The 25,945-nt window shown below is 38.0% G+C and carries 18 protein-coding genes and 1 tRNA gene; 10 read left to right on the top strand and 9 right to left on the bottom strand.

Annotated elements, in window-relative coordinates:
• Positions 1 to 88: 88 nt before the first annotated feature.
• Genes yaaA through I6751_RS02150 form a run of 4 tightly spaced genes read left to right on the top strand, consistent with a single transcriptional unit; the run spans position 89 to position 2,180 of the window.
• Positions 89 to 325: a peroxide stress protein YaaA gene (gene yaaA / locus I6751_RS13985; protein ID WP_196598975.1), complete on the top strand. Its 237-nt coding sequence runs from the start codon at positions 89 to 91 to the stop codon at positions 323 to 325.
• Positions 315 to 845 (top strand): YaaA family protein, encoded by a 531-nt coding sequence (locus I6751_RS02160; RefSeq protein ID WP_196598974.1) that lies wholly within the window; start codon positions 315 to 317, stop codon positions 843 to 845. Before yaaA ends, I6751_RS02160 begins: the two co-directional genes overlap by 11 nt.
• Positions 839 to 1,303, top strand: coding sequence for a thioredoxin-dependent thiol peroxidase (gene bcp / locus I6751_RS02155; RefSeq protein WP_196590486.1), 465 nt, complete (start codon positions 839 to 841; stop codon positions 1,301 to 1,303). The genes I6751_RS02160 and bcp overlap by 7 nt, the downstream gene beginning before the upstream one ends.
• Position 1,304: 1 nt before the next feature.
• Entirely contained in the window at positions 1,305 to 2,180 is an 876-nt protein-coding gene (locus tag I6751_RS02150) for a VIT1/CCC1 transporter family protein (RefSeq protein WP_196590487.1), read from the top strand.
• A gap of 147 nt (positions 2,181 to 2,327) precedes the next feature.
• Here the strand turns inward: I6751_RS02150 and I6751_RS02145 are convergent, their stop codons facing one another.
• Positions 2,328 to 2,828 carry a cell division protein SepF gene (locus tag I6751_RS02145; protein WP_182185601.1) on the bottom strand — a complete coding sequence of 167 codons (501 nt, stop codon included), beginning with the start codon at positions 2,826 to 2,828 and terminating at the stop codon, positions 2,328 to 2,330.
• Between the two features lie 102 nt (positions 2,829 to 2,930).
• Positions 2,931 to 4,745 carry a translational GTPase TypA gene (gene typA / locus I6751_RS02140; RefSeq protein WP_196590488.1) on the bottom strand — a complete coding sequence of 605 codons (1,815 nt, stop codon included), beginning with the start codon at positions 4,743 to 4,745 and terminating at the stop codon, positions 2,931 to 2,933.
• A gap of 328 nt (positions 4,746 to 5,073) precedes the next feature.
• Here typA and I6751_RS02135 point away from each other — a divergent pair, with 328 nt between their 5' ends.
• Positions 5,074 to 6,417, top strand: a complete 1,344-nt coding sequence (locus I6751_RS02135; RefSeq protein WP_196590489.1) for an anaerobic C4-dicarboxylate transporter — start codon at positions 5,074 to 5,076, stop codon at positions 6,415 to 6,417.
• Positions 6,418 to 6,603: 186 nt separating this feature from the next.
• Positions 6,604 to 7,029, top strand: coding sequence for a hypothetical protein (locus tag I6751_RS02130; protein ID WP_196590490.1), 426 nt, complete (start codon positions 6,604 to 6,606; stop codon positions 7,027 to 7,029).
• A 289-nt stretch (positions 7,030 to 7,318) separates the two neighbouring features.
• Here I6751_RS02130 and I6751_RS02125 read toward each other — a convergent pair whose 3' ends face one another.
• Both I6751_RS02125 and I6751_RS02120 read right to left on the bottom strand, forming a co-directional pair.
• Entirely contained in the window at positions 7,319 to 8,167 is an 849-nt protein-coding gene (locus I6751_RS02125) for a thiamine pyrophosphate-dependent enzyme (RefSeq protein ID WP_196590491.1), read from the bottom strand.
• Positions 8,164 to 9,834: a 2-oxoacid:acceptor oxidoreductase subunit alpha gene (locus I6751_RS02120; RefSeq protein ID WP_196590492.1), complete on the bottom strand. Its 1,671-nt coding sequence runs from the start codon at positions 9,832 to 9,834 to the stop codon at positions 8,164 to 8,166. The genes I6751_RS02125 and I6751_RS02120 overlap by 4 nt, the downstream gene beginning before the upstream one ends.
• Before the next feature lie 270 nt (positions 9,835 to 10,104).
• Between I6751_RS02120 and clpB the strand changes: the two genes are divergently transcribed.
• The 4 genes from clpB (at position 10,105) to I6751_RS02100 (ending at position 14,618) form a co-directional block, all read left to right on the top strand.
• Positions 10,105 to 12,681 (top strand): ATP-dependent chaperone ClpB, encoded by a 2,577-nt coding sequence (clpB, locus tag I6751_RS02115; protein ID WP_196590493.1) that lies wholly within the window; start codon positions 10,105 to 10,107, stop codon positions 12,679 to 12,681.
• 153 nt (positions 12,682 to 12,834) lie between these two features.
• Positions 12,835 to 13,104, top strand: a complete 270-nt coding sequence (locus I6751_RS02110) for an ACT domain-containing protein (RefSeq protein WP_182185589.1) — start codon at positions 12,835 to 12,837, stop codon at positions 13,102 to 13,104.
• 29 nt (positions 13,105 to 13,133) lie between these two features.
• A complete protein-coding gene (locus tag I6751_RS02105; protein WP_196590494.1) occupies positions 13,134 to 14,495 on the top strand; it encodes a PFL family protein in 1,362 nt (453 codons plus the stop codon).
• A 46-nt stretch (positions 14,496 to 14,541) separates the two neighbouring features.
• A tRNA-Arg gene (locus I6751_RS02100) sits at positions 14,542 to 14,618 on the top strand.
• 257 nt (positions 14,619 to 14,875) lie between these two features.
• On the opposite strand, the gene I6751_RS02095 is transcribed toward I6751_RS02100, so the two are convergent.
• The 5 genes from I6751_RS02095 to I6751_RS02075 form a co-directional block, all read right to left on the bottom strand.
• Positions 14,876 to 15,190 (bottom strand): hypothetical protein, encoded by a 315-nt coding sequence (locus I6751_RS02095; RefSeq protein ID WP_196590495.1) that lies wholly within the window; start codon positions 15,188 to 15,190, stop codon positions 14,876 to 14,878.
• Positions 15,191 to 15,193: 3 nt separating this feature from the next.
• A complete protein-coding gene (locus tag I6751_RS02090) occupies positions 15,194 to 15,391 on the bottom strand; it encodes a hypothetical protein (protein WP_182185583.1) in 198 nt (65 codons plus the stop codon).
• A 55-nt stretch (positions 15,392 to 15,446) separates the two neighbouring features.
• A complete protein-coding gene (locus I6751_RS02085) occupies positions 15,447 to 15,941 on the bottom strand; it encodes a peptidoglycan recognition protein family protein (RefSeq protein ID WP_196590496.1) in 495 nt (164 codons plus the stop codon).
• Positions 15,942 to 16,394, bottom strand: coding sequence for a phage holin family protein (locus I6751_RS02080; RefSeq protein ID WP_231037806.1), 453 nt, complete (start codon positions 16,392 to 16,394; stop codon positions 15,942 to 15,944). It lies immediately after the preceding gene.
• A gap of 83 nt (positions 16,395 to 16,477) precedes the next feature.
• A complete protein-coding gene (locus I6751_RS02075; protein ID WP_196590497.1) occupies positions 16,478 to 25,201 on the bottom strand; it encodes a MuF-C-terminal domain-containing protein in 8,724 nt (2,907 codons plus the stop codon).
• Between the last annotated feature and the right edge of the window lie 744 nt (positions 25,202 to 25,945).

Here is a 25,945-nt window from a genome sequence, read left to right as displayed (position 1 = left end):
AAAGAGGTTTATGTATTAGTATTATTTTGTTATAATACAGGTGTAATAGTAATGATTACACTATTTTAATCGAATGGATGGTGCGAGTGTGCAGATAATAATTTCTCCGGCTAAAAAAATGGTAGTTGATACTAACAGTCTGCCGGTACGCAGTTATCCTTTATTTATCAACGCTGCAAAAGAATTGTTAGCTATATTGCAACAGGTTGATTATACTGACTTGCAGAAAATGTGGAAATGTAATGATGCTATTGCTCAATTAAATTATGAACGAATCAAAACAATGGATTTATATCATAATTTGACCAGCCATTATGGCTTATGATGGAATTCAGTATAAATATATGGCTCCTGGTGTATTTGAAATAAATCAGTTACAATATATCAATAAGCATTTATTTATAATGTCGGGTCTTTATGGTTTGCTGCGCCCTTTGGATGGCGTTGTGCCATATCGTCTGGAGATGCAGTCTAAAGTACTGACTGATAGATTTAAGGACCTTTATGCATATTGGAAAGAGCAATTAAATTACGACTGTCCGATAAATGATGATTTGCTTTTGAATCTGGCATCACGAGAGTACAGCAAGATGCTTATCAGCAATTTACCATCAGAAATTTCAGTGTTTAATTGTATTTTTGCCGAATTATGTGAAGGACATCTTGTTGAAAAAGGAATAAAATGTAAAATGGCGCGAGGTGCAATGGTTCGCTGGCTTGCGGAAAATAATGTGAACAGTATTGCAGAGCTAAAAGAATTTGATTGTTTATCATACGTGTATTGTGCTCAGTTTTCAACAGAGTATGATCTGGTATTTTTACAAAGGAGAAATGAAAAATGTTAAAGGTTGGCGATAGAGCTCCTGATTTTGAACTGCCTGATAAAAATGGTAAAATATTTAATTTAACTGATTTTCTCGGACAAAAAGTGGTATTATATTTTTATCCGCGTGATAATACACCTGGATGTACCAGACAGGCTTGCGCTTTTGCTAACACATATAATGAATTTATGGTGCAAAAGACAGTGGTTATTGGCATTAGCAAGGATAGTGAAGCTTCACATCAAAAATTTATTCAAAAATATAACCTGCCATTTGTTTTGTTGTCTGATCCGGATTTGCAAGCTATTAAGGCTTACGATGTCTGGCAGGAAAAAAAGTCCTATGGAAAAGTTAGTATGGGCGTGATTCGTACTACTTATATTATTGATGAGCAGGGATTGATTGAAAAAGTTATGCCTAAAGTAAAACCGGATACCAATGCCGCCGATATTTTAAAATATTTAGAAGAAAGCAGATAAAATGACATTATCGCAAAAAAATTATAAACGCATATTAAAATTTCAAAAATCAGAAATAACGGCAAGTATTTTATATAAAAAAATTGCTGTTTTAATGCATGAAAGCAAAAATAAAGATGTGTTACTGGAAATATCACAGGTTGAAAATGAGCATTATAAACGTTGGAGAAGTTTTACTAATCATGATATAAAACCAGATTACTTAAAAATTTTTCTTTATAGATTTTTATTCTTTATTTTGGGAGAAACTTTCATAATTAAGTCACTGGAACGCAATGAGGAATTTGATAAGAAAGAATTAGATGATATTGCTGCAGAAATTCCAATTGCCCGTGAAATCAGTGACCAGGAAGAAAAACATGAAAATCAACTCATCAGTATGATAAATGAAGAGCGTTTAAAATATGTAGGTTCAATGGTATTGGGCCTTAATGATGCATTGGTTGAGTTAACGGGTACTATAGCCGGTGTAACGTTTGCACTGACTAATACTAAATTAGTGGCATTGGCAGCTATTATAACCGGTGGGGCTGCTACGTTATCTATGGCAGCATCTAATTATTTGGCACAAAGAGCAAATCAAAGTGAAGATGCTGTTAAATCAAGCGTATATACTGGTATGGCATATCTTATAACAGTTATAATATTAATTATGCCATATTTATTGCTGCCGGATGAATATTATGTGACAGCATTTGTCATTATGTTATTGTTAGTTGTATTAATAATATATCTTTTCAATTTTTATATTGCAGTTGTACAGACGGCTGCGTTTTGGCCTAAATTTGTTGAAATGGCTGTTATTAGTCTTGGGGTAGCAGCACTTTCCTATGTACTTGGTATAGGTGCCAAATATTTACTCGGTATTGAGATTTGATAAAAAATTAATCAATGAATAAAAATAATGAATAAAAGCCCTGAGAAAATCGGTTAATAAATACTGATTTTCTCAGGGCTTTTATAAGATAACTATTAAAAATAAAACGATTTTAAATTGCAAACATACTAGCTATAATAGCAAAAATTAACTGGCAAGGTCATTTCTGAAAATACCGTCGGCCCCTCTGACAATACCGTTGCCAATAGTGATGTTTTCCGGGACATATAATACCATTGTACTGGATATACGTTTAACTTCGCCATTCAGTACATAACAAACACCATTGATAAAATCACAGATTCTTTTTTGTGTTTCAACATCGACTTTTTCATAATTAACAAGGGTGGCGCGCTTTTGTTTTAATTCATCGGCCACAGATTTAACCTCATCAAAAGAATTTAACTTGAATACAAGAATTTGCATGTCAGTGGATTTATTTTTACGTACAGATAAACGGGAACGTGCAGATGATATTGGTGCTGTGTTCATTTTTACTGCTGAGGATTCCGGTCTGCCAGGCTGTGTCTGTTCTCCTGCGAAATTGTCTGCCGCTTCGTCTGACGTAAAAGTGGTATTTTCTGCTGATTCCTCGATTTCTTCCTCAATTGGCATTAATATGTTTGCTATTTTGTTTATCAGCTTCAATAGATTCACCCCCTGTTTTAATTTCTGTCGAAATAGGATTGTTATATTTGCAATTCTACATAAAGAAATAAAATCCTTCTAAAGATTTTATTTTTTTATAAATTATTTTGTATTTTTTCTCATACGTCCACGCTGCTGACGATTGAGTACTGCCTTTCTCAAACGAATGCTTTCTGGTGTTACTTCGACTAATTCATCTTTATTGATATATTCCAAAGCTTGTTCCAGGCTTAGAATGCGTGGTGGTGTTAATCTGATTGCTTCATCAGCAGAGCTTGAACGCATATTGGATACATTTTTTTTCTTACAAGGATTAATATCTATATCAATATCACGACTGTTTTCTCCTACGATCATGCCTTCATAAACCTGTTGATTAGGTGCTATGAACATTGTACCACGATCCTGTAGTGTATAAATACCATATGCAGTAGTTTCACCATGTTCAAATGCTACTAATGAACCCCGGACACGTCCGGGAATATCTCCTTTATATGGAGCATAACCATGGAAAACATGGTTCATGATACCATTTCCCTTGGTATTAGTTAAAAACTCCGACCTAAAGCCGATAAGGCCACGTGCCGGTATGGTGAATTCCATTCTGATATAACCTGACAATTCAACCATATTAGATAGCTCAGCCTTACGTGTTCCCAAAGACTCCATGACAGTTCCCATGAAATCTTGAGGAACTTCTATTGATAGATTTTCAATAGGTTCACATAATTTTTCATTAATAGTCTTATAAATAACTTCTGGTTTGCCTATTTGCAGTTCGAATCCTTCACGGCGCATTGTTTCTATTAATATAGATAAATGCAGTTCACCACGACCGGATACCTTGAAGGTATCTGCGGAATCTGTTTCTTCCACTTTCAAACTTACATTTGTTTCAGTTTCTTTAAATAGTCTGTCACGCAGATGGCGGGATGTTACAAACTTACCTTCTTTACCGGCAAAAGGACTAGTATTTACACCAAACGTCATTGAAAGTGTAGGTTCGTCAATATTGATAGTTGGTAAAGCTTCGGGCTGCTCGGCATCGGCGATGGTTTCTCCAATACTGATATCACCTAAGCCTGTAACAGCTACAATTTCACCCATTTCAGCGTTAGGAACCAGTACACGTTTAAGACCCTGGTAAACAAATAACTGGCCGATTTTGGCTTTCCTTTGGTCATCACCGCTTATGACGATGATATTTTGACCTTCTCTGGCGCTGCCGCGAATAATCCGACCTATAGCTACACGACCGACATATTCATCGGCATCAAGTGTAGTAACCATCATTTGTAAGGGTCCGTCAGCATCACCGCGGGGAGCTGGGATTTCTTTGATCAGCAGATCCATTAAAGGCCCTAAATCCTTGCTGTCATCATCCATTGAAAGCTTAGCAATACCGTCACGGGCTGCTGCATAAACAACCGGAAAATCCAGTTGATCATCATCAGCGCCTAGTTCCATAAATAATTCCAGTACTTCATCATAAACATCATCGACACGTTGATCAGGACGGTCAATTTTATTTATTACAACAATTGGTTTTAATTTTTGTTCCAATGCCTTACGCAGTACATATTTAGTCTGTGGCATCGGACCTTCAAAAGCATCTACCAGTAATAACACTCCGTCAACCATGTTTAATACACGTTCAACTTCACCACCAAAATCAGCATGACCGGGGGTGTCAACGATGTTTATCTTTATACCTTTGTACATGACAGCCGTATTTTTTGACAATATGGTGATGCCGCGTTCTCGTTCTAAGTCATTTGAATCCATAACACGTTCAGCAACTTGTTCATTGGCACGGAATACATGACTTTGTTTTAACATAGCGTCAACTAATGTTGTTTTGCCATGATCGACATGGGCTATTATAGCAATATTTCTAAGTTTTTCATTTGTGGTCATAATTTACGTACATTCCTCCAGGAAATAGTATCAATATTAATTAATTGTATATCTTCATAATGATAGTATAAAATACAAGCGCTGTCAATTATATGGTTTATTTATTATCAGCTATAAAATAATTATATGATTAATTAAATTTATTTTATATGATACTTATGATCAATATCAAATGGAAATAATATCTTTGCCTTATAGTAAATCCTTGTCTGACTAAGATTTTAAAAGTTTATTTTCATGGTTTTTCTTAATTTGACTAAAATCAGGCAGATTGATAGAATAATATAGATTTAATAATAAACATTATTATTTATTTTAGGAGGGGCACATGGTATTATTAGGGTTTATCGTATTAATTGGCTGCTTGGTCGTTGGTGTTAGATTTGGTGGATTAGGCTTAGCAGCAGTTTCAGGTATTGGTTTAACTTTCTTCGTTTTTGTTGTCGGGCTGGTTCCCGGAAAACCGCCTATTGATGTTATGCTGACAATTATGGCTGTTGTCACTTGTTCAGGATTTTTGCAAGCTTCAAAGGGACTTGATGTAATGCTGAAATATGCAGAAAAACTGCTGCGAAAAAATCCGCAGAAAATAACTGTATTGGCTCCAATTACAACATGGTTTCTTACTGTTTTATGCGGTACAGGACATGTCGTTTATACGATGTTTCCCATTATTTACGATATTGCCATTAAGCAGAACATTCGTCCGGAACGTCCAATGGCAGTCGCTTCAGTAGCTTCGCAAATGGGAATTTGTGCTTCACCTGCTTCTGTTGCTGTAGTTTCTATGGTTGCTATGCTGGCGAATACATCACATCCTTTAGGTGTTGTTCAGATTTTAATAGTGTCCATTCCGGCTACTTTTTGTGGGGTGGTTGTAGCTGGTCTATGGAGTCTGAAACGTGGTAAGGATTTGGACAAAGATCCGGTATTTCAGGCTAAGCTGGCTGATCTTGAACAACAGGCTTATATTTATGAAGAACAGCAAGAATCTGTTGCCAGTATGAAATTACCTGCTACTGCTTATAAAGCTACATTTATTTTTTTGGCAGGAATTGTTGTCATTGCCTTGTTTGGCAGTTTCCCGAAAGAATTATTGCCACTTGTTCCGAATGCCAAGGGAATATGGGAACCCCTGTCTATGACTCCGACTATCCAGTTATGTATGCTTGTCATAGCGGCAATTATCTTACTTGTTTGTAAAGTAAAGGTCAATGACGTAGCAAATGGTTCAGTATTTAAATCAGGTATGGTAGCAGTTGTTTCAGTTTATGGTGTAGCGTGGATGGCTGAAACCTATTTTGGAGCTTATTTACCCGGATTTAAAAAGACTTTGGGCCAAATAGTTACTCAATATCCCTGGACTTATGCAGTAGTACTGTTTTTAATATCAAAATTGGTTAATTCACAAGCAGCGGCATTGGCAATTGTTGTTCCCATGGCTTTGAGCGTTGGTGTCAATCCGTTGATTATTATTTCGTTTATTTCCGCTTGCTATGGTTATTTTGTTCTTCCTACTTATCCTTCCGATTTGGCTTGTATTGGATTTGATCGTTCGGGTACGACACGTATCGGTAAATACGTAATAAATCATAGTTTTATATTACCTGGATTAATCGGTGTAGCAACAGGTTGTTGCGTAGGTTATGTTATAGCCCATATATTATATTGAGAATAAAACGCAACAAAAAAGCTTTTTCGTTATTGAGAAGCTTTTTTTTATTGCAAAATTTTTCAGGGTTTTTAATAGTAGCAAGACTTTATCCTTTCGAAAATTTTAAAAAAAATAATACCAATAATACCAATTACTGTATTATTATGTTATAATAAAAGAAAGTTATGAAAAGGAGGCCATCGAATGTGCTATGAATTAAAAACAAAAAAGGTTACTAAAAGTAATACGTATCTTGTATGCGGTTCGAAGTGGTGTATTAATAATAAAAGCATTGATATTCCCAATATTGGCAAATATTGTCAAATTTCAGATGGAGCGTTTGCTGGAAATATTGATGATATATTAGAAATCCGCGAAGATGAACGTATTCCTTCTTATAAGGGTGGAATAGCTTATTGCCTGGCGGTAAAACGTGGTGCTGTGTTTAGAAATTTTAGTGATATGAAAATATCAATATTTGTTCTGGTATGGTATATGAAAATGGTCAATGTTCAGACAATTGTCCATGGTCTAAATCCGCAGCGATTAGCAGGTCAATTGGCGTCGTATGATGATATATATAATTCTACGGGGCGTTATGTATTTGGCAGGGGCATTACCCAATTATAAGATTTAGTCAATATTAAGGCAGGTGTTCTAATATTTTTACTAAGATATTAAACCACTATATTTTACTTGAATAAACCGGCTTTCGTATATGAAAGCCGGTTTATTCAAGTTTGTTCTTATTTTTAATTTCATGTTGCGATGAACAACAAAAGATATTAGAAATTATTTTGTTCGATTTTGTTTTATTAATATTTAGGCACGTAATATTAATAAGGTTAAAAAAATTTGTTTATTTTTATTGCCTATAAGTCCATATTTTAAAAGAAAATAATTATAACTAGAAATACTGTTATATATAATTTTGCAGCAACTCCTGAACTACTGACTGGGATGTCGGTTTATCCAATAATGGTATACCATCTGATAATACTCTATTTTTTCTATGATAAACAGGTTTTTCTTTATTATAAAGTATGCCGATAGGGATTTTATCACCAAATTCCATGGCTGTTGTTATAGCGGTGGTTTTATTGCTGCTGTCATAATCTGACGGTAGCTCATAAACTCTTTTATTGTACCAGCCAAAGGTATTTATTTTATTGAAACTGACACAAGGCTGTAAAATATCTACTAGAGCATATCCTTTATAGTTTATAGCTGCTTTCATGATCTTAGTAAGGTGTTCTTTGCGGCCGGAAAAAGTTCTGGCAACGAATCCGGCACCAGCTGCGATGGCGAGTAAAACCGGATTCAGTGGTTCGTTGAAATTACCGTCTACTTGGACGCCTGTCACTATTCCCAGCATCGAAGTAGGCGAAGCCTGGCCTTTGGTCAGTCCATAGATTTGGTTGTCATGGACAAAATGAGTAATGTCTATGTTGCGGCGTATATTATGCAAAAAATGATTACCACCTTCACCGTAGGAATCACCGTCACCGGTATTGACGATGACGGTCAGATCTTCATTGGCAATCTTAGCAGCTGCAGCCGCCGGCAGGGATCTGCCATGCAGTCCGCAAAAAGCATTGGCATTTATATATTGAGGTGTTTTGGCAGCTTGTCCTATTCCTGCCGCCACTAAAACTTCCGATGGTTTTTTCCCCAGTTCTGTCAAGGCTGTTTTTAAGCAGTCAATAATAGCAAAATTTCCACAGCCCGGGCACCAAGCTGTTTCATACGTGCAAAATTTGTTATTCATAATACGTCCCTCCCCATTATCTGCCGGGCTATTTCTTCACCGGATAATTGTCTGCCGTCGTATTTTAATATGCTGTTATCAATAGTGATACTGGTTTCTTCCCGTATCAATTTTGCCAGCTGGCCTGTGGCATTTTGTTCGACATTTATAATAGAGTCGGCTTGATTGGCTTTTTCCTTTAAAAGTTTAGTCGGCAGTGGATATATATCGCCAAATATCAATGCAGCATATTTTTTTGACGTATTTTGGTTTAGCAGATCCACAGCCTCTTTTAATGGCCCCCAGATGGACCCCCATCCTAATAGTAATATTGAAAAATCATTATTGCCGATAAAATCGGGTTCTATTAATTCATGATATAATCCGGTAAGTTTTTTCATACGTTTATTGACCATTTGCGTTCTGACTTCGGCTGATTCGGTGATATGCCCTTGTTCATCATGTTCGTCACTGTCAATAATTACGACTTGATCACTTTTTCCTGGTATAAGCCGCGGTGATATGCCGCTTTTTGTGTAAGCATAGCGTAAATATTCATTTTTACCCGTGTATGAAAATAGAGGTTTTGCCGGTTTGATACGCTGGGGGTCAAAAAGTTCAACTGTAGATAAGGCGTCCCCAAGATATTGATCACTAAGCAAGATGACCGGCATTTGATATCGCTCAGCTATATCGAAAGCCCGCATAGTTTGGTAAAAGGCATCCTGGGCATTACGCAGCGCAATGACCATGCGTGGAAATTCTCCTTGTGAAGCTGATTTAACAAATAACAAATCGCTTTGCTCTGTTCTGGTAGGTAGGCCAGTGGCTGGCCCGGGGCGTTGGACATCGATAACTACCAAGGGGATTTCAGCTATACCGGAAAGTCCTAAAGCTTCTACCATCAGGGAAAAGCCACCGCCCGACGTCCCCGTCATGGAACATGCTCCTGCATAGGAAGCACCTATGGCCATATTTACAGCAGCAATTTCATCCTCTGCCTGTTCAACGACGATTTCAGCTTTGTTGCTTTTTGCAGCTAATGCTTCCATTATACCTGTTGACGGAGACATTGGATATGCTGAATAAAATTTTAAACCTGCTGCAACAGCACCCATTGCCACTGCTTCCGTTCCTGATATCAACATATGTCCGGCATAGTTTCCATTTATATGGGAGAAATGTTTTTTGACTGCATTATACCCGGCTTTGACGGCTGCATTATTCATTGGAAGATAATTTATCTTGACTGAGGTCTTTAATACCTTTTCGATATGAGCAAGGGATTCATCAAATAGTTTTAATATTGCGCCTACTAATATACTGCCAGCTACACGGGGATTACCAATTTCTTTAGCCATTTGTGTCATATTTATCTTTATGGCTCGTTTATCAGTTGTTTGCAATTTTATATCACAAAGAATAAAACCGGATGCTTTTAGTCTATCCTTATGAAGTCTGACAGTATCATCATCGAGTGCGATTATTCCATCTATAATAGTGCTATGCGAAACTATTTCGGTTGTACCGAATCTTATTAAGGAAAAATTATGACCACCGCGAACACGTGACATGAAATCTTTAACGCTAAAAACATTATACCCTGATGCTTTGAAAGATTTTTCCAAAATCGCCGCAGTTGTATCAACACCTTGTCCCGCTGCACCACCAATCAATAAATTATACATTCTCATTCTCCTTTGCACTTTATTTAAACAGCTGTGTAATAAAAATTCTCTTGATAGTTATTTCTGTGAAATTATTGTTATACCTTTTAATTTTTCGATATTTGTCTGTCTCTGTATTATAAATGACTAATCTCTATAATCAATAAAAGTCAAAAAGTCAAAATAATATTTGACTTTTTGACCTTTATTGATTATAATGAGCTTGTAATCAAATTAAACATAAAAATGCAAACAGAATTTTGATCTTAATTGATCAGGAGGTTTTATATTATGGCAGAAGAAAAATATACACAAAAAGTTTTAACCGCATTACAAAGTGCCCAGCAAAATGCGGCTATGCATTATCATCAGGAGATAACTACAGCACATGTTTTACTTGCACTTGTCAAAGAACCGGAAGGGTTGCTTTCTACGATTTTTGATGAATGCAAAACAGATTTACCGATGCTCAAAGTACGTCTTGAACAAGAGTTAAATAAGATACCGGCAGTAAAGGGACAAGACCGTCTGTCGATGAGTGTGGAACTGGCCCGTGTGCTGGGACGGGCTCGTCAAATTGCTGATAGTATGAAGGATGACTATATAAGCACAGAACATCTCTTATTGGCTATAGTCGATGATGCTGACGATTCTGTTCAGAAAATTTGCAGGGAATTTGGTTTGAATAAAACTAAAATACAATCAGTTATCAAAAATAATAGAAAAAACAACGTCAATTCTGATAATCCTGAGGGTGAATACAAAAGTTTGGAAAAGTATGGCCGTGATTTGACTTTAGCAGCGCGGAAGGGAAAGCTTGATCCTGTCATCGGCCGTGACGAAGAAATTCGTCGGACAATCGAGATCTTGTCACGCCGTACGAAAAACAATCCAGTATTGATTGGGGAACCAGGTGTCGGTAAAACTGCAATAGTTGAGGGACTGGCGCGGCGGATTGTTGCCGGTGATGTGCCTGAATCGTTAAAGAATAAAACTCTTTATGCGCTTGACTTGGGATCGATGGTGGCCGGTGCTAAATTCCGTGGTGAGTTTGAAGAACGTCTAAAGGCTGTTTTAAATGAAATCGCAAAATCTGATGGTCAGATTTTGCTGTTTATCGATGAAGTCCACACGGTTGTTGGTGCTGGTGCTGCTGAAGGTGCAATGGATGCCAGCAATATTTTAAAACCTATGCTGGCACGTGGTGAATTGCGTTGCATTGGGGCTACTACTCTAAACGAATATCGTAAATATATTGAAAAAGATACAGCATTGGAACGGCGGTTTCAACCAGTGATGGTTGGTGAACCGACTGTCGAAGATACAATCTCTATTTTAAGAGGATTAAAAGAACGTTATGAAGTTCATCATGGTGTAAGAATCCGTGATAATGCACTTATTTCTGCAGCAGTATTATCTGATAGATATATTTCCGACAGATTTTTACCGGACAAGGCAATTGACTTAGTTGATGAGGCAGCCGCAAAGCTTCGTACGGAAATCGAATCGATGCCGGCACCGCTTGATGAGGTACGTCGGAAGATTTTGCAGATGAAAATTGAAGAACAAGCCCTCAATAAAGAAACTGATGACGCATCGAAAGAGCGTTTACAAAAACTTGCTGAAGAAATTAAAACGGCTGAGGCCGAAGAAACAAAACTGCAGAAACAGTGGGAACATGAAAAACAACTCATTACCCGTACTCGTGGCATAAAACAGGAAATTGACAACGTAAAACATGAAATGACCAAGGCTGAACATGATGGGGATTTGACTAAGGCTTCGGAATTGAGGTATGGCAGATTACCTTCTTTACAGAAAGAACTGGTCGCACAAGAAAAATCAATGACAGAAAATAAGGATTCCAGACTTTTGAAAGAAGAAGTTGGTGAAGAAGATATTGCCAATGTAGTCAGCCGTTGGACCGGTATACCAGTCACTAAAATGATGACAGGAGAAAGAGAAAAACTTATCCATTTGTCGGATGGACTTCATAAACGTGTCGTTGGACAGGATGAAGCTGTAAAAGCTGTTAGTGAAGCTATTATACGTGCTCGTGCCGGTATTAAAGATCCCAACAGACCAATAGGTTCGTTTATATTCCTTGGCCCTACCGGTGTAGGTAAGACAGAACTGGCAAAGACTCTGGCTGAAGCTTTATTCGATGATGAACGTTCAATGATTCGTATTGATATGTCGGAATACATGGAAAAGCATACAGTATCACGTCTTATCGGAGCACCTCCCGGATATGTTGGCTATGACGAAGGCGGCCAGCTGACAGAAGCTGTACGGCGCCATCCATATAGTGTGATATTACTTGATGAAATTGAAAAAGCACACACAGATATATTTAATGTTTTATTACAAATTCTTGATGACGGCCGTTTGACCGATGGTAAGGGAAGAGTGGTAAACTTCAAGAATACCGTAATTATAATGACATCTAACCTGGGATCTCACGAAATATTAGAAGAAAATGATTTTGACAAGGCTAAGGCCAGTGTCTTGGAACTGTTGAAAAATTATTTTCGTCCGGAATTTTTGAACCGGGTTGATGATATAATAGTATTTAAAGGTTTGGCAAAAGATCAAGTCAAGAAAATTGCGGCTATCCTTTTGGAAAATTTGAACAAACGTCTGCAAAAACAAGTAAAAATTTCTTTGAAATGGACAGACGAAGTTCTTGAAAAACTTTCTGAAAAAGGATTTGATCCTCATTTTGGCGCCCGGCCATTGCGCCGTCTGCTCACACATACAGTTGAAACTGAGTTGAGCAAGGAAATTATCAAGGGTACAGTAAAAGAAGGTAATACTGTGCAGATTGGCCTCGTTGATGATAAATTTACTTTTTCAGTGACTAAATAATAGCTTACAAAATTCCATTCATCAAATTGATGGGTGGAATTTTTTTGTTTTAAATAGTCGTATTAGTTAATATTTTTAAGATAAATTCAGTGTCAACATCGGTATTATATGATATACTTAATAAGTATATCTTAATGAATAGGAGTAATTTCAATGAAACTTGTCGTGACTATTGTAGGGAAAGATCGTGTGGGTATAATTGCTATGGTCAGCAATATTCTCGCTGAAAATAACGTTAACATCTTAAATATCAATCAAAACATCATGGAAGGTTTTTTTAATATGGTTATGATTGTCGAGATGACTGACAGCAAGATTAAATTGCAAGAACTGCAGAATATTTTAAAAGAAAAGGGCAATGAAATCAGTCTCGACATTAAAGTACAGCATCAGGATATTTTTAATGTAATGCATGATGTTTAATTTTACTGCCTAAACTTGGAGGGAAAATAGTGATTACCATTAATGATATAATGGAAACAAACCGCATGATCACAGAAAATAAATTAGATGTGAGAACCATCACTATGGGGATCAGTTTACGTGATTGTGCTCATCCTAATATAGACCAATTTTGCCGTAATATTTATGATAAAATAACTAAATCGGCCGAATTTTTGGTTAAAACAGGAGAAGATATTGAAAACGAATATGGTATTCCTATAATACATAAACGAGTATCGGTTACACCTATTGCCATTGCTGCTGAAGCCTGTAAAACCGATACATATGTACCTGTGGCTGAAGCATTGGATAAGGCAGCTCATGAAGTAGGCATTAATTTCATTGGTGGGTTTTCAGCATTGGTGGAAAAAGGCTACACTAATGGTGACAGAATACTTATAAAATCTATTCCGCAGGCATTGGCAACAACCGATATTGTTTGTTCATCAGTGAATCTTGGTTCGACAAAAGCTGGTATTAATATGGACTGTGTACGTGAAATGGGCGAAATTATCAAAAGGACTGCTGAGCTGACTCGCGATAATGAAGCTATAGGATGTGCCAAGCTTGTGGTGTTCTCTAATGCTCCAGGAGATAACCCTTTTATGGCCGGTGCATTTCATGGCGTCAGTGAAGCTGAAAAAGTTGTCAGTGTCGGTGTAAGCGGTCCTGGTGTTGTAAAACATGCGTTGGAAGGATTGAAAAGTGCTGATTTTACAGAAGTTGCCGAAACTATAAAAAGAACTGCTTTTAAAATCACCCGCGTCGGACAATTGGTTGCTAAAGAAGCTTCTAAACGGTTGGGTGTTCCCTTTGGAATAATTGATTTATCATTAGCACCTACACCGGCAGTGGGTGATAGCGTTGCACATATAATAGAAGAAATGGGTATTGAAAGCTGTGGCGCACCCGGGACCACAGCAGCGCTGGCGCTGCTGAACGATGCAGTAAAAAAAGGCGGTCTGATGGCTTCATCACACGTTGGAGGATTAAGCGGTGCTTTTATTCCTGTAAGTGAAGATGCCGGCATGATAAACGCTGTCGAACGGGGTAGTTTATCACTCGAAAAGCTTGAAGCTATGACATGTGTATGTTCTGTCGGTCTTGATATGATCGCTGTTGAAGGTAATGTATCCGCGTCAACTATATCTGCAATAATTGCCGATGAGGCTGCTATTGGTATGATAAACAATAAAACTACCGCTGTACGTATAATTCCGGTTCCAGGTAAAAAAGTCGGTGATTCTGTTAATTTTGGTGGGCTACTTGGTCGTTGTCCAATAGTACCGGTGAGAAACAAATACAATTCCACAGCATTTATTGCCCGGGGCGGCAGAATTCCGGCACCAATCAGAAGCTTGACAAACTAATATTTTTATAATATAATATTTTTCGTTGTCAATGGGCAACTTTATTGCGCCAATAGCTCAGTTGGATAGAGCAACGGCCTTCTAAGCCGTGTGTCGCTGGTTCGAATCCTGCTTGGCGCACCAATAAGCATAAGGGTTTACCGGTTTGGTCACAATCTAGTCCGTTGGTCGATGGGCACAAATTGGGCACAAACTTGTAAATTAGAATGATAACCGGTAGAATTTTTCTGCCGGTTTTTTGTTGTAAATAAATATTTATTTTGATTTTAATCTATATATAAAAGAAAAAATCCTGCACCATATAGATGCAGGACTGAGTAAGATAATATAAGTTCAAGTTCATTATAAACTTGGACTATTTATTTTGCAATATAATTTTATTACTGTACCGACGTTGCGGTCACATTGCTAGCAGCAAGTTTATCAATAACTTTGCTGCCTACGGCACAGACGATATTTACAACGATAACAATGCCCGCATTGCGGATTTTAACCCATGCCGACGAGCTGTTGCCGGCCTCAGTCTTCAGGTCATTCACTAAATCGTCCTTGGCCGCCTTAATGCCTGGCAGTATCTGGTTTTTTATCAGCTCAGCAGCATCACCTTTCATGTCATTGAGCACTTCGGTAAAAGCTTCTTTTGCAGTTTCTTTCCAGTCAATTGTTTTTAAATCCATAATAAATACACTCCTCATAAATTATAATTTTTCTGCTATTTTGTTGGTAACGGCCTTGTCCGCTGCATCAAGTAAATCAAGATATGCGGCATTTCTTCCTTTTACATAGTCCGAGTTGGTTGTGGCGATCTGGGTGTTTAGTTTGTCAGCCAATCTATTTTTCTGTTCGTCAAGCTTGGATTTTATAAATAATCCGGCTAATGCTTTAAATAAATTCAATTATCCCACCTCCCTTCGGGGCATAAAAATACCGTCTGCACACCATGCAAGCGGCTTATTGCTGTTGGTAAAAGATGCTTTTGCCGATTATCTTCTGCAGCATTTCATAAAGATTTTTACCGGGACAGGCTGTGGACATCAAATCCCTGTGCCCGACAATATGGCTGGAATCAATCGGCAATCCATAATCGGTACATATATTGGCCAGCAGCATCGCCAGTGATTCTATCTGCGCCGCTGTTGGTTTTGCCTGTTCAAAGTTGCCGCAGATGTGTATGCCGATTGTATGGGAATTTTCACCATAGGCATGGGCACCAATAGTCCAATGTGGTCGGCCCAATTCTACAATGCCATTCTTTCGAATTACATAATGATAACCGATGCAGGTCCAGCCCTGTGCCTGATGGCTGGCATTTATTTCCTGTGCGGATAAATCATCGTCAGTGGGATTGCCGGTGTGATGGATAACAACCATATCTGTTTTACTTCTGGTTTTCAATTGATTGTAATCGTAGCTCAGTCCGGTATCAATAAGTTTTACTCTTTCCATCTAATTACCCCTTTTCTCGTTCTTTTCTTTAGTAAATTGCTCAAGACTGGACTTCAACCTGTCAGGGACAGGAATACCGGCATTGGCAGCGTTTTCTAATATTGATAAACCTTCGTTGCCAATAAAGAAAAATATTATTGCCGTGCGGACAATTTCCTGACCGGTCACATAATCAACAAAATGGGCTGTGGCAACCAGAAGCAGGATCATAATTTTTTTCCCAATGCCTTTAAGACCACGCCTGCTGTCCAGACTTTTATTAGGATTTTCATAAGCTGCTATTATGCCGCTTATATAATCGACAACCATGAGTACCAGTAAAGCCTCAATCAGCTTGTCAAAAGCTCCGGTCATATATACAAAAACCGTACCCAGTATGGATACGGCTGTTCCTGTCTCGAGCTCTGTCCTGACAGGCAGTATGCTTTTAAAAAACTCTGTTATTATCTGCAACTTTTCATCCCCCTCTTAGATATAAAAATAACCGCTCTCCTGCGGCATGGTGAACGTATTTTCATAATAAAAACCTCACTTGATTAAAAACCAAACATATACTTATAATTTTTAGCCTCATCTTTAGTTACGGATGATTCTGTACGCTGTCTTGTAGTCATATTTTTCCTGGCACGTTCTTTTTTCACGGTATCAGGTTTGACATTCAATTCTTTTAATCGCATTGCATTTTTAGTGGACGGGTTTTTAATATAATCGTCAATGGCATCTTTTTTGTCCTGACTGAGTCTATCCTTATCATCATAAATAATACTTTGAATGTTAATACTGTTTGCCTCGTCTACCGATCGGAACCCGAATGCCCGCAAAAGCCTTTCATATGGTGTCGAATATTGGGCTGTTATTCTACCGCGGTTACCGACAGCTTCACCCGTCATTGCCATAACGATGTTGGATAAAGATGGTGATAATGAGCGCAGTGCTGCCATTGCGTTACCTTGTATAAGATTGCCTAATGTCCTTGACACTGTTGTCGCGGTTGGTCCGGCAGCATCAGATAATTTTGTTGGAAGTACATCGGCTACACCTGCACGGTAAGATATATCAATATTGGCCGGTGCTAATATACCGTACAGTGCTATTTCCCCCAGTGGCTTTAGTAATGGCATTTCATCACATAATTTCATGATGCTTTTTATCGCATAATCCCTTGGTGATTTACCCAAAACACTTTTTGATAGTTCATCGAACCAATCAAAAAATGGAACCTGCAAGGCTCCGGCAAACAGGAAATATGCACCCCAAAACAGCATCTTTTGTTTTTTGTCTGTATTATTTGAAATCAGAGGCAGAAAATCTTTCATAACTTCTAATTCTTTAATCGGATATTTCTTAAATTGTAAAGCCAGCTGTGAAAAAATACTTCCACGCCTGAAAACATTAGGTGCGTCGGCCACTGAATAATCAAAGTTGGATTTACGGTCAATCTCCTTCGCATATTCAATGGCCTGCTTATGGTCCATTCCCTTTGCTATTGCCTTGTCATATGCTGCAAGTACAGTACCACGGCGAATGGCACCTTCCGTCTGCTTAAATAAGACCATTCCTTTATTACCGATAGCGTTAAATGCTGAGTTGGCATTAGATAATACATCTACTATACCATGCGGGTTTTTAAGGTTTACACTTTTCATATTGCGCCACATGTCATAGCCGCTGCCGCTGTCAAGCCCGATATCATTCATTACATTGCTTTCAATAAGGGTGCGCAGATCTTTACCGGTATATTTTTTCTTACTTCCCCTTTGAAGTGCTTGCCACAATACTTTCACGTCACCAGTATATGCAGCAGCATTAGCTAATTGTGTAAGATTGATAAACGCAGAAGATACATTTAAAAAACCAAGTTTCAGCATTGATATTTTGCGGGATATACTGTTAGACAATTGCACGGCAGCTCTATCCCCAAAATTGGATTCAGCTAAGTACCGCCATAAAATACGATTATGGAGCAGTTTATTTATATATGTTTCCACATTTGACGGAACACCGTTTATATCATTGATATATTCTTTAGTATATTTGGCTATACCGTTATGCTCATTATCAAACCGGCCGTACAGGCGTTCGAATAAGCTTATTGCCTTTGGCTTGAATTCTGTTTCAAGGGCAGTATACCTTGATGCAGAATTGAAGTAATGGCGTAATACCCAATCCAAATCTGTTTCAAATCCTTCCACACCTTTGCGCTGCATAAAATTACCAAAAAACCTGTGCCTGTTTTTCTGTTTTACCGATCCCTGGACTAATTCTTTGGCTTCCCCCAGTGACATATCATTATTCTTAGCAATTGTATTTAGCATCTTGTTATAATCCCTGTCACCCATAACAGCAGCATATTTTGTTTCATCGAGACCAAGGCTGGTAAAATCAAATACCTTAGGGCTGATGGCAATTTTATCTGTCGGCTTTGTTTTATGCTCACTAAGATATTTTTCAGCAATTTTATATGCATCATTGATAGTGCGTCCACTGCCGATAGTAGCGTTAATAACGGCACCATCATTATCGGTGGTTTGCAATTTAACCATATAATCATGGAAAAAATGTGGTATATATCCTTTTAATTTGTTGATATCCGGTATGCTTTCCCTGACATTTACATTGAACATTTGTGTCCCGGCATCATCAAATCCAGCTTTTTCATAATCTAAAACCTGAACGGCAGCATCATTTTTAATTCTGTCGAATTCTTCTTTGTTTACGACAAACTTTTTTGTCCAATTGGCATATTCCTTATATGTGACAAGGCCGCTATCATCTTCTTTAATAATATGGACAAATTTATTATTCTTTAATTCTTCAAGACGTTTTGGTATAACGTGTTCTGATTTTACCTGTGCCCGCCGTCTGGCTTCATTAAGCATGATATAAGCCTTGGTCATAAGCTGGCGAACACCTTTATATGCATCGGCAACATTTTCCTTTACGCCTGTATCAAGCAATTCTTGTTTAGTAAAATCTTTTCCTTCGGCATCGCCATTCCATAATATTTCATACAGTGCTTTTTTATCTTCCCTGTCCTTTACTAAATTCAAGGCAGTATCCAATTTTCTGCTGTAGTCGGAGCGAAGTTTGGTGAGCTTATTCATGGCGTTATCGGCATAATTATAAAACTGTTTAAAACCCGGCACCTTTTCGGCTATTCGTGACGGAGACCAGACATAATGTTTTAATATACCAAAAGAACTATCAGTCTGCTGGCTATTGATTTTTATTTGCCCATTGCCTTTTTCAAGCTTGGCAGCAAGTCTCTCACTCATGCGTTCCATGAAAGATTTATCCTGCTTTTCAATCTCGTCTGCCTGGACAGAATATCTGGTCGGCTGTGCTGATTTTTCCTTGACAAGATCATTTTCCGTCTTTATACTGGGATCAGATAGAGCACTCTTGAGTGTAAGATCCCACAGGGAAAAGCGTCCCTGATGGCCTACACCTTGAAGTGCTTTTTCTTTATTTACATATAGCAATTCCTTATGTTTAATGCCATTTATAAACCACTGTGCATTGTTTTTGCCGTATGCAGTATTTAAAACATTAATTATGCCATAACGAGCATCTTTTTTCTGCAATTCTACAGGAACAATAATTGTGGCACCGCTATTATCTTTTACTGACAGTCCAAAGATAAACTTCTTGGGATTATCGGTTTTAAGAATCATCATGGGGTCGGCCATAGCTGCCGGTAACTCTTTTACGATCTTGATATCCATGTCAGGGTGTTTGGGATTGATAACATGCGCAAAAAAGCTGCCATATACGTTCAGCTTCATATTTTTGGCACCAATCATTTCTAAAACAAGCGGCATATCCATAAACTTGAAAAGGACACCATTGTTTTTTCTTTTCCACGTGAGTTTATCTGAAGAATCATAAAGATTACAAAGTCCCTGCCACTTTTTGACGTCACTGGCAAGTCGCTGCTCTCCAGTCAGATTTTTTTGGTGTTCATTATCTGAAAAAATATGTTGTCCATTTTCATTAACTACGTCTTTGGCCAACTTATTAAAAGCATTAACCATAGAATTTTTTTGATTGGTAGTAAGCCCGGCTTTAGGATTGTTCATGTATGAAGTAAATTTGTCCATTATGCTGCGGATCCATGAGACGAATTTTTGTGCAAGTGAAGAATTTTCCTTGCTCAGGTTTTTTATGAACGAGACCCGGTTCTTTACCTCCGGCATATAGTCAGCCATCATTTCTTCAATAGCTTCTGCATCAGTTAAATTCTCTCTGCCGATGCTTTTTTTGTATGCGCTAAGCTGCTTATCTGTGAATTGCTGGGTATTGGAAATATAATCAACCATTTTGTTATATAGTTCATTATTGTTGCTGCGCATCCAATGAAACAACTCATGCCAAAAAGTCCATGAATGGCCGGCATTACTTTTCCTATTAAGGTAAGTAGTATTGTCCTGATAATAACCATTAAGTTCTGCTGGGCCTTCAAAAAATTGGACTTTATTACCCAACTTTTGGGCAAAGTCAACTATAGCTTTTTCTCTGCCGGTCAAATCAGCTGGTGCAATATCCTGTTTACTGGCAAACATTTTTTGAATACGTTGATCGGTGGATGATATTTTATCATTATTTTTAATAGCAGCTGACAATTTTGCAGGTCCATTACTGAATTGGTTGATAAAGTCATTTAACTTATTATCATCTTTAAATATCCATGCTTTTTGGGTTTTACTCCATCTACCACCCCAGTTTTTTATAACTGTCTTTACTGGATAAGTATTGCCGGTTACGGTCTTATCACTGCGATTAATAACAACGTCGCTGCCATTAATTTTTGTTTCAATAATATTAGATGGTTCTTTTTGCACAGGAATAATTCTTTCCGGAGCGTTCATATTGCGCAGCTTATCAAATAGAGTGTTGACATTATCGGCAGTTATGGAACTATTTCCCTGTGCCAGTGATTGTGCGCCTTTCACTCCTTCTGGTGTATTTTGCTTATCAATGATTACTAATTTGGTTTTTACTGAAGTTCCGGCACGGTTAAAAGTGACAGTTGGCAGGGATATTTCTTTCATCATGATGGCATTTTTCTGCCCGTCACGTTCGGCTTTTGTTTTGCCGTTCCCATCGCCATAAAACCATTTATCAAAATGTTTTTGCATTGATGGTCCATCAGGCAATATTGCTATTACGCGGCCGCCATCTTTTAAATGGTTAAACGCTTTAGCTAGATGCTCAACCGCAGTTTTACCGCCAGTACCAAAAGGCGGGTTCATTATTACGGCATTAAATTTATTCCCTATATGATAATCTTCGAAACGTCCATTTATAGCATTACCACTTTGCAAATTCATCTTTGCTTTTGAAAACAGTGTACTTGATGGTTCAATAATAACGTTCTTTGTATTTTCTGGCAGCCATCTGGAAATAGCCCCGTGTCCTGATGAGGGTTCAAGAACACTATCATTAGATGTAAGTTTGGCCCATTCAACCATTTTCTCGCCCAGCGGTTCAGGTGTCGCAAAATAATCTGCACCTTCTTGCACTTTATTGTGGGCAGTTTTCTTTTGCTGTCCATAGTAAAAGGTTATTGCCTTGTCAAAATTATTTATATCCGAGCGCATTGCCTTATCTGTATTTTTCCCGCCGGTACCTTCATTTTTGCTTCCGGGCAGATATTTTTCCCATTCGTTCGAGTCATCCGATTCATCAAACGCATTAATGAAAGATTCCTTTAGGGTACGTGCTTCATCGCCAAGTGCTAAATTTTCAGCAGTGGATGCGCGCTGCGCTATTTTATCAGCGAAAGCATTGCGTTCAATATTTGTACCGGTATTAAGATACCTGAATATGGCGTTGGATTTATTGCCAACTCGATATATGCGCCCTTCTATTTGTATCGCTGCAACCGGTTTCGTCGGCAGCCCAAGATTGATTAATACACGCTGATGTTTACCTGTAGTATCATGCAGGCTTATACCGGCCTGACCTGCATCGGACTGGACAAGGATAATACTCTTACCGCTGTTGTCATCATTAAAGAGTTGTACATTTTTAGAGCGTGTCTTTTTGTCAACTGTACCATTGAATAAAAGAATATTGTCGCCGTATTTTGCTGTTAATGCCTTTATAGGGGACGGAATTTGCTTCAAATCAAGATTAAATAAATCAGGTCGTGAAGCTTTAAAGTCTTCATATTGTTTAAAAACTTTATCACGTAATGAACTGTCATTGTTTCTAGCAGCTTCGGAAGCTAAATTTTTTGCATTTAAAATGAACGGGTTTGATGTACCGCCTTTATTGTAGTCATGGAATATAACTACCTTTTTACCGGATTTTACATATTGGTCAATCAGGTCAACAGCTTCTTTTGCCTTTATTGCTTCAAGTAAATACATTTTGTCATAGTGTTTATATTGGCTTTTTAGTACATTATAAAGTTCATCATAGTTACTTTTATTTTTATTCTTATCGCTGAGCCATTCAAAACCCTCATCTATTTTTTTGCCAATGCCGCCATTGACTAGAATAAAGCCGCGGTCATAGTCCTTATCAATTGTCAGTACACGGCCGGATAATGCACCGGCTTTGCGCAATTTTTCATGGAAACTTCTTTCCATAATGCCATTGTCAACATCTGCATCAGGTTTTGTGAGTTTATTGTAGCGCATACGATAACCAAAGTTATTTATAAAGAAATCTTCTTTGCCATTTGGTGTATTATATCCACCACTATCTTTTTTGTCGTAACTGAACAAATATCCGTTAGCATAGTCAATATCTGCTACATAGGCAAACGGTGTTGCTGACAAAAAGGTAACTTTTGGTTTTTTATTATCACTCATCTTTTCCCATTCAGAAATAGCTTTTTTCCTGTCTAATTGCAAACGGGCATTAAGTTTGTCGATTCCTTCTTGAAGTTTGGGCAACCTTTTATTGCTGATTCTTTTATCTTTAGATTCAGCTACCCAATTATCTAATTTAGCGTAATCAGCGGCATGCAACATTTTGAAACGTTCATCAAAACCATTGCTGTGAAGTGTTAATGCCCGCAGTTTTTCAAGTGCTGCCGTAGGTTCCCCTTTTTCAGACTGCATAAGGCTGTGCGCTTCATCCGGCACAATCAGATCGAATCTCCTTTTAACAAGGCTGTCATTATCACCCATATTGGCATAAGTTGTTATCGTTATGCCATGGCCGGCGTCACTGGTAGTTTTCAATGGTGTTACTGCTAAGCCAAAAAATTTACGGGCTGTCTTTACCCACGCAGAAATTATTTCGTTGCTTGGCGTAAGAATTAAAACATTCGATTTACCGGCATTAACAAAACGTTTAATGACACCAAGTCCTGTGAATGTTTTCCCGGTACCTGTACCGTTTGTAAATAAAACACCCTTGCCATTATTTTTGATTAATCTTTTTTCGGCAAAAGCAACATCTTCCTGCTGTTCGGGCAATAAAAAAGGCAGGTCCTTTTTAATTGACTCTAAGTTTCCTGCCTGCTTAATCCCTATTCTCGTTTTTGGCCTTATGATATTTCCTGCATTGTTTCGTCCGACTTTAGAAGGTTCAACAGCTGATTGATATCCTCCTTCGTCATATACGGGTTGTCCTTCATAGCTATCTGTAATGCTTCTTGATAATTTAGTATTTCCGGTGCCACTGCCCGTATCTGCGGATTTTTCTGGCTGTACTGGGCTATTGCCAGACGTTCCGCCACCACCGGTCCCACCAGAAGAAAAGCTGTGATTGCCTGCCAGTCTACCCCCTTCTTTTCCAGCCTTTTGTAAACCTTGCCTTCTTCCAGTTCCGGAGTTGGTGATTTCATCATCTGCCCCCACTGTGTTTTTATTTTGCCCTTCGCTATCTCGTGTAACCAATCCTTTGGTGTCGATGCTAACATTCCCATTTTTTATTTCCTCCGTGGTCGGATAATTTATTACTCCTGCATATGCACTATCTATAAGGTTAGAATACTCTTTACCTATTGTTTTTTCAAGGAGATTCTTCAATTGGGTTTTGTCAGTAATACCCTTATCATATTGAGTGCCAATATAGCGCATAACGGCAGACATCTGGTTTTCATTAAATTTAACATTTCCGGGATAGGCATTTATTGATTCCCATATTGATTTTAAAAATGGTTTGAGTTTTTCACTTGATTCAAGCATTTTATTAGACCAATTAGCAAAATTGTTCGCCCCGCGCTGCAGGTGGATCATGCCTATTTTAAAACCGGCAATCATAAGTTTTGGGTTAAATACGGGATTCACTGAAATATTATTTATTTCACTGTCAAAGTCCTTAGTGGCGGCAGAAAGTGCATCGTCACTGTCATCAATTATATTTAACAGTTTTTTAGATTCTGGTTTTTCTGTAGGAGATTGCTTCCCAAATGCCTTGAGTAAGTCGCTTTCAGCTTCCTTTTCATCGCCGAAACGTGATTTGCTGTCTTTGTTTGTCTGCTTTTCAGATTGTGCTTTATGCTTTATTTCAGGCTGATTTTCTTTTGACTTTAGTTCATCATTTGATGAAACATTATTTTGTACGGTTTTCCCCTGTGTCCTTTTTTCATATGCACTAACAGGTTTTTCACCCGTTGATTTTTCATAAAGTGCTTTGGCCACATTGGCGATGGAATCAATATTTCTGTTTACAAAAGCTGAATTTTTCCCTTGGGCTGTATCATTTTCCCATAAATTACGCCTTTTTTGACGCAATGACTCATTTTCGCTTGCATTAATCCACTCGTCGGTTGTATCCATCATGCGCTGCTTGGCAAGTCTACGAATACCTGCAGCACTATTAGCGCTCTCATTTGCAGCCTGCTGTACGTCGGTGAGTGTCATGGTTATAGGTGCGTCGTTCTTGCGCGTACCTTTAGCCCATATTGTCAGTTTGCCATCTTTTATGCCGCCCCTGAATTCTCCATTTTTATCGGAATACATGGCTTTTGAATTAACAATGTTCAGATTTGGAGGAATTGCATTATTGGCAGGCTGTTCGACATTTGTACCGTCTATCTGCTGGTTATCAGTGGCTTTATTAGATATTACTTGCTCTTTTTCGCTTTGTTCAGGAATGTTGTCTGAAACTTGATTTTCGGTGTTGATACCTTGCGGGGTTTCGGTGTTTTGACTTTCGGTACTTTCATTTATATTCAATCCTTCCTTTGCAGCTTTTTGAGTGATTCTATTCTGCATAGTTTTTATGGCCAAAGGTTTATTTGCCTGTAAGTCTGTCTGCAATTTCGCATTCATGGGAATCTGATTATCTTTAGCCAATTGGATAAGTGCTTCGCCAGTCGTTTTAGATTGCGGTAATTGATTTATGGCTTGTTTTATTTTTCGATCATTTTGGGCTTGCTGTATATAGTTTTTCCCGTGTGTTTCTATTTGCGGAGCATTTCCACTGGCAACTGCACTTTGTCGAATAGTGGAAATGTTTTTCTGTTAAGCCTTAGAAACTCACCAAAATCCATGACTATCTCCTTTACTATGTCAAATATATTTGACTATTGTTTTGCAACATGGTATTTTTTAAAGTGCCAACAGGCGAGGAAGGGATCTGGTCATCTTGACACAGGTTTTGAATTCGCCCGCTCCTGTTTAAAGATTGAAGCTAAAGGGCTTTAAATTTATGCAGAACCACACTGCTAAAGAGAAATCTATTTTAAGCAGGTTAGCTAGCACTAACCGTATTTGGATCGTGGCGTTGCACGTAAAACTCGAAGAATGATACTGCAAAATGACAGGTAAAAAAATGTGGGATTAGGTGAGTATAAGGGAGTGCTAGACTTATACTCATTTTTTCATTCAATCACTCCCTTCGATTATTGTTTCCGTGATGTTATAATCACCTTAGAAGGAGGTGATTATAATGGCTGTTTACTTAGTTTCATAAGATTTGAATAATCCTGGACAAGATTATTCAAATCTTATTGGTACTATTGAAAAATTCCCTGGCTGGGCAAAAGTATTAAAATCTCAATGGTTTGTGTACTACAATGGTTCTGCTAATGATATATT

The organism is Pectinatus frisingensis, assembly GCF_015732285.1.
Lineage (GTDB): Bacteria > Bacillota > Negativicutes > Selenomonadales > Selenomonadaceae > Pectinatus > Pectinatus frisingensis.
The sequence above is the reverse complement of the archived record's forward strand: the minus strand, read 5'-3'. Positions and strand labels throughout refer to the sequence as shown.

Excerpts from the sequence above, each read along its gene's own strand:
- I6751_RS02160 (WP_196598974.1), top strand. The coding sequence starts at position 315 with ATGGCTTATGATGGAATTCAGTATAAATATATGGCTCCTGGTGTATTT.
- bcp (WP_196590486.1), top strand. The coding sequence starts at position 839 with ATGTTAAAGGTTGGCGATAGAGCTCCTGATTTTGAACTGCCTGATAAA.
- I6751_RS02150 (WP_196590487.1), top strand. The coding sequence starts at position 1,305 with ATGACATTATCGCAAAAAAATTATAAACGCATATTAAAATTTCAAAAA.
- typA (WP_196590488.1), bottom strand. The coding sequence starts at position 4,745 with ATGACCACAAATGAAAAACTTAGAAATATTGCTATAATAGCCCATGTC.
- I6751_RS02135 (WP_196590489.1), top strand. The coding sequence starts at position 5,074 with ATGGTATTATTAGGGTTTATCGTATTAATTGGCTGCTTGGTCGTTGGT.
- I6751_RS02130 (WP_196590490.1), top strand. The coding sequence starts at position 6,604 with ATGTGCTATGAATTAAAAACAAAAAAGGTTACTAAAAGTAATACGTAT.
- I6751_RS02125 (WP_196590491.1), bottom strand. The coding sequence starts at position 8,167 with ATGAATAACAAATTTTGCACGTATGAAACAGCTTGGTGCCCGGGCTGT.
- I6751_RS02120 (WP_196590492.1), bottom strand. The coding sequence starts at position 9,834 with ATGTATAATTTATTGATTGGTGGTGCAGCGGGACAAGGTGTTGATACA.
- clpB (WP_196590493.1), top strand. The coding sequence starts at position 10,105 with ATGGCAGAAGAAAAATATACACAAAAAGTTTTAACCGCATTACAAAGT.
- I6751_RS02110 (WP_182185589.1), top strand. The coding sequence starts at position 12,835 with ATGAAACTTGTCGTGACTATTGTAGGGAAAGATCGTGTGGGTATAATT.
- I6751_RS02095 (WP_196590495.1), bottom strand. The coding sequence starts at position 15,190 with ATGAGGAGTGTATTTATTATGGATTTAAAAACAATTGACTGGAAAGAA.
- I6751_RS02085 (WP_196590496.1), bottom strand. The coding sequence starts at position 15,941 with ATGGAAAGAGTAAAACTTATTGATACCGGACTGAGCTACGATTACAAT.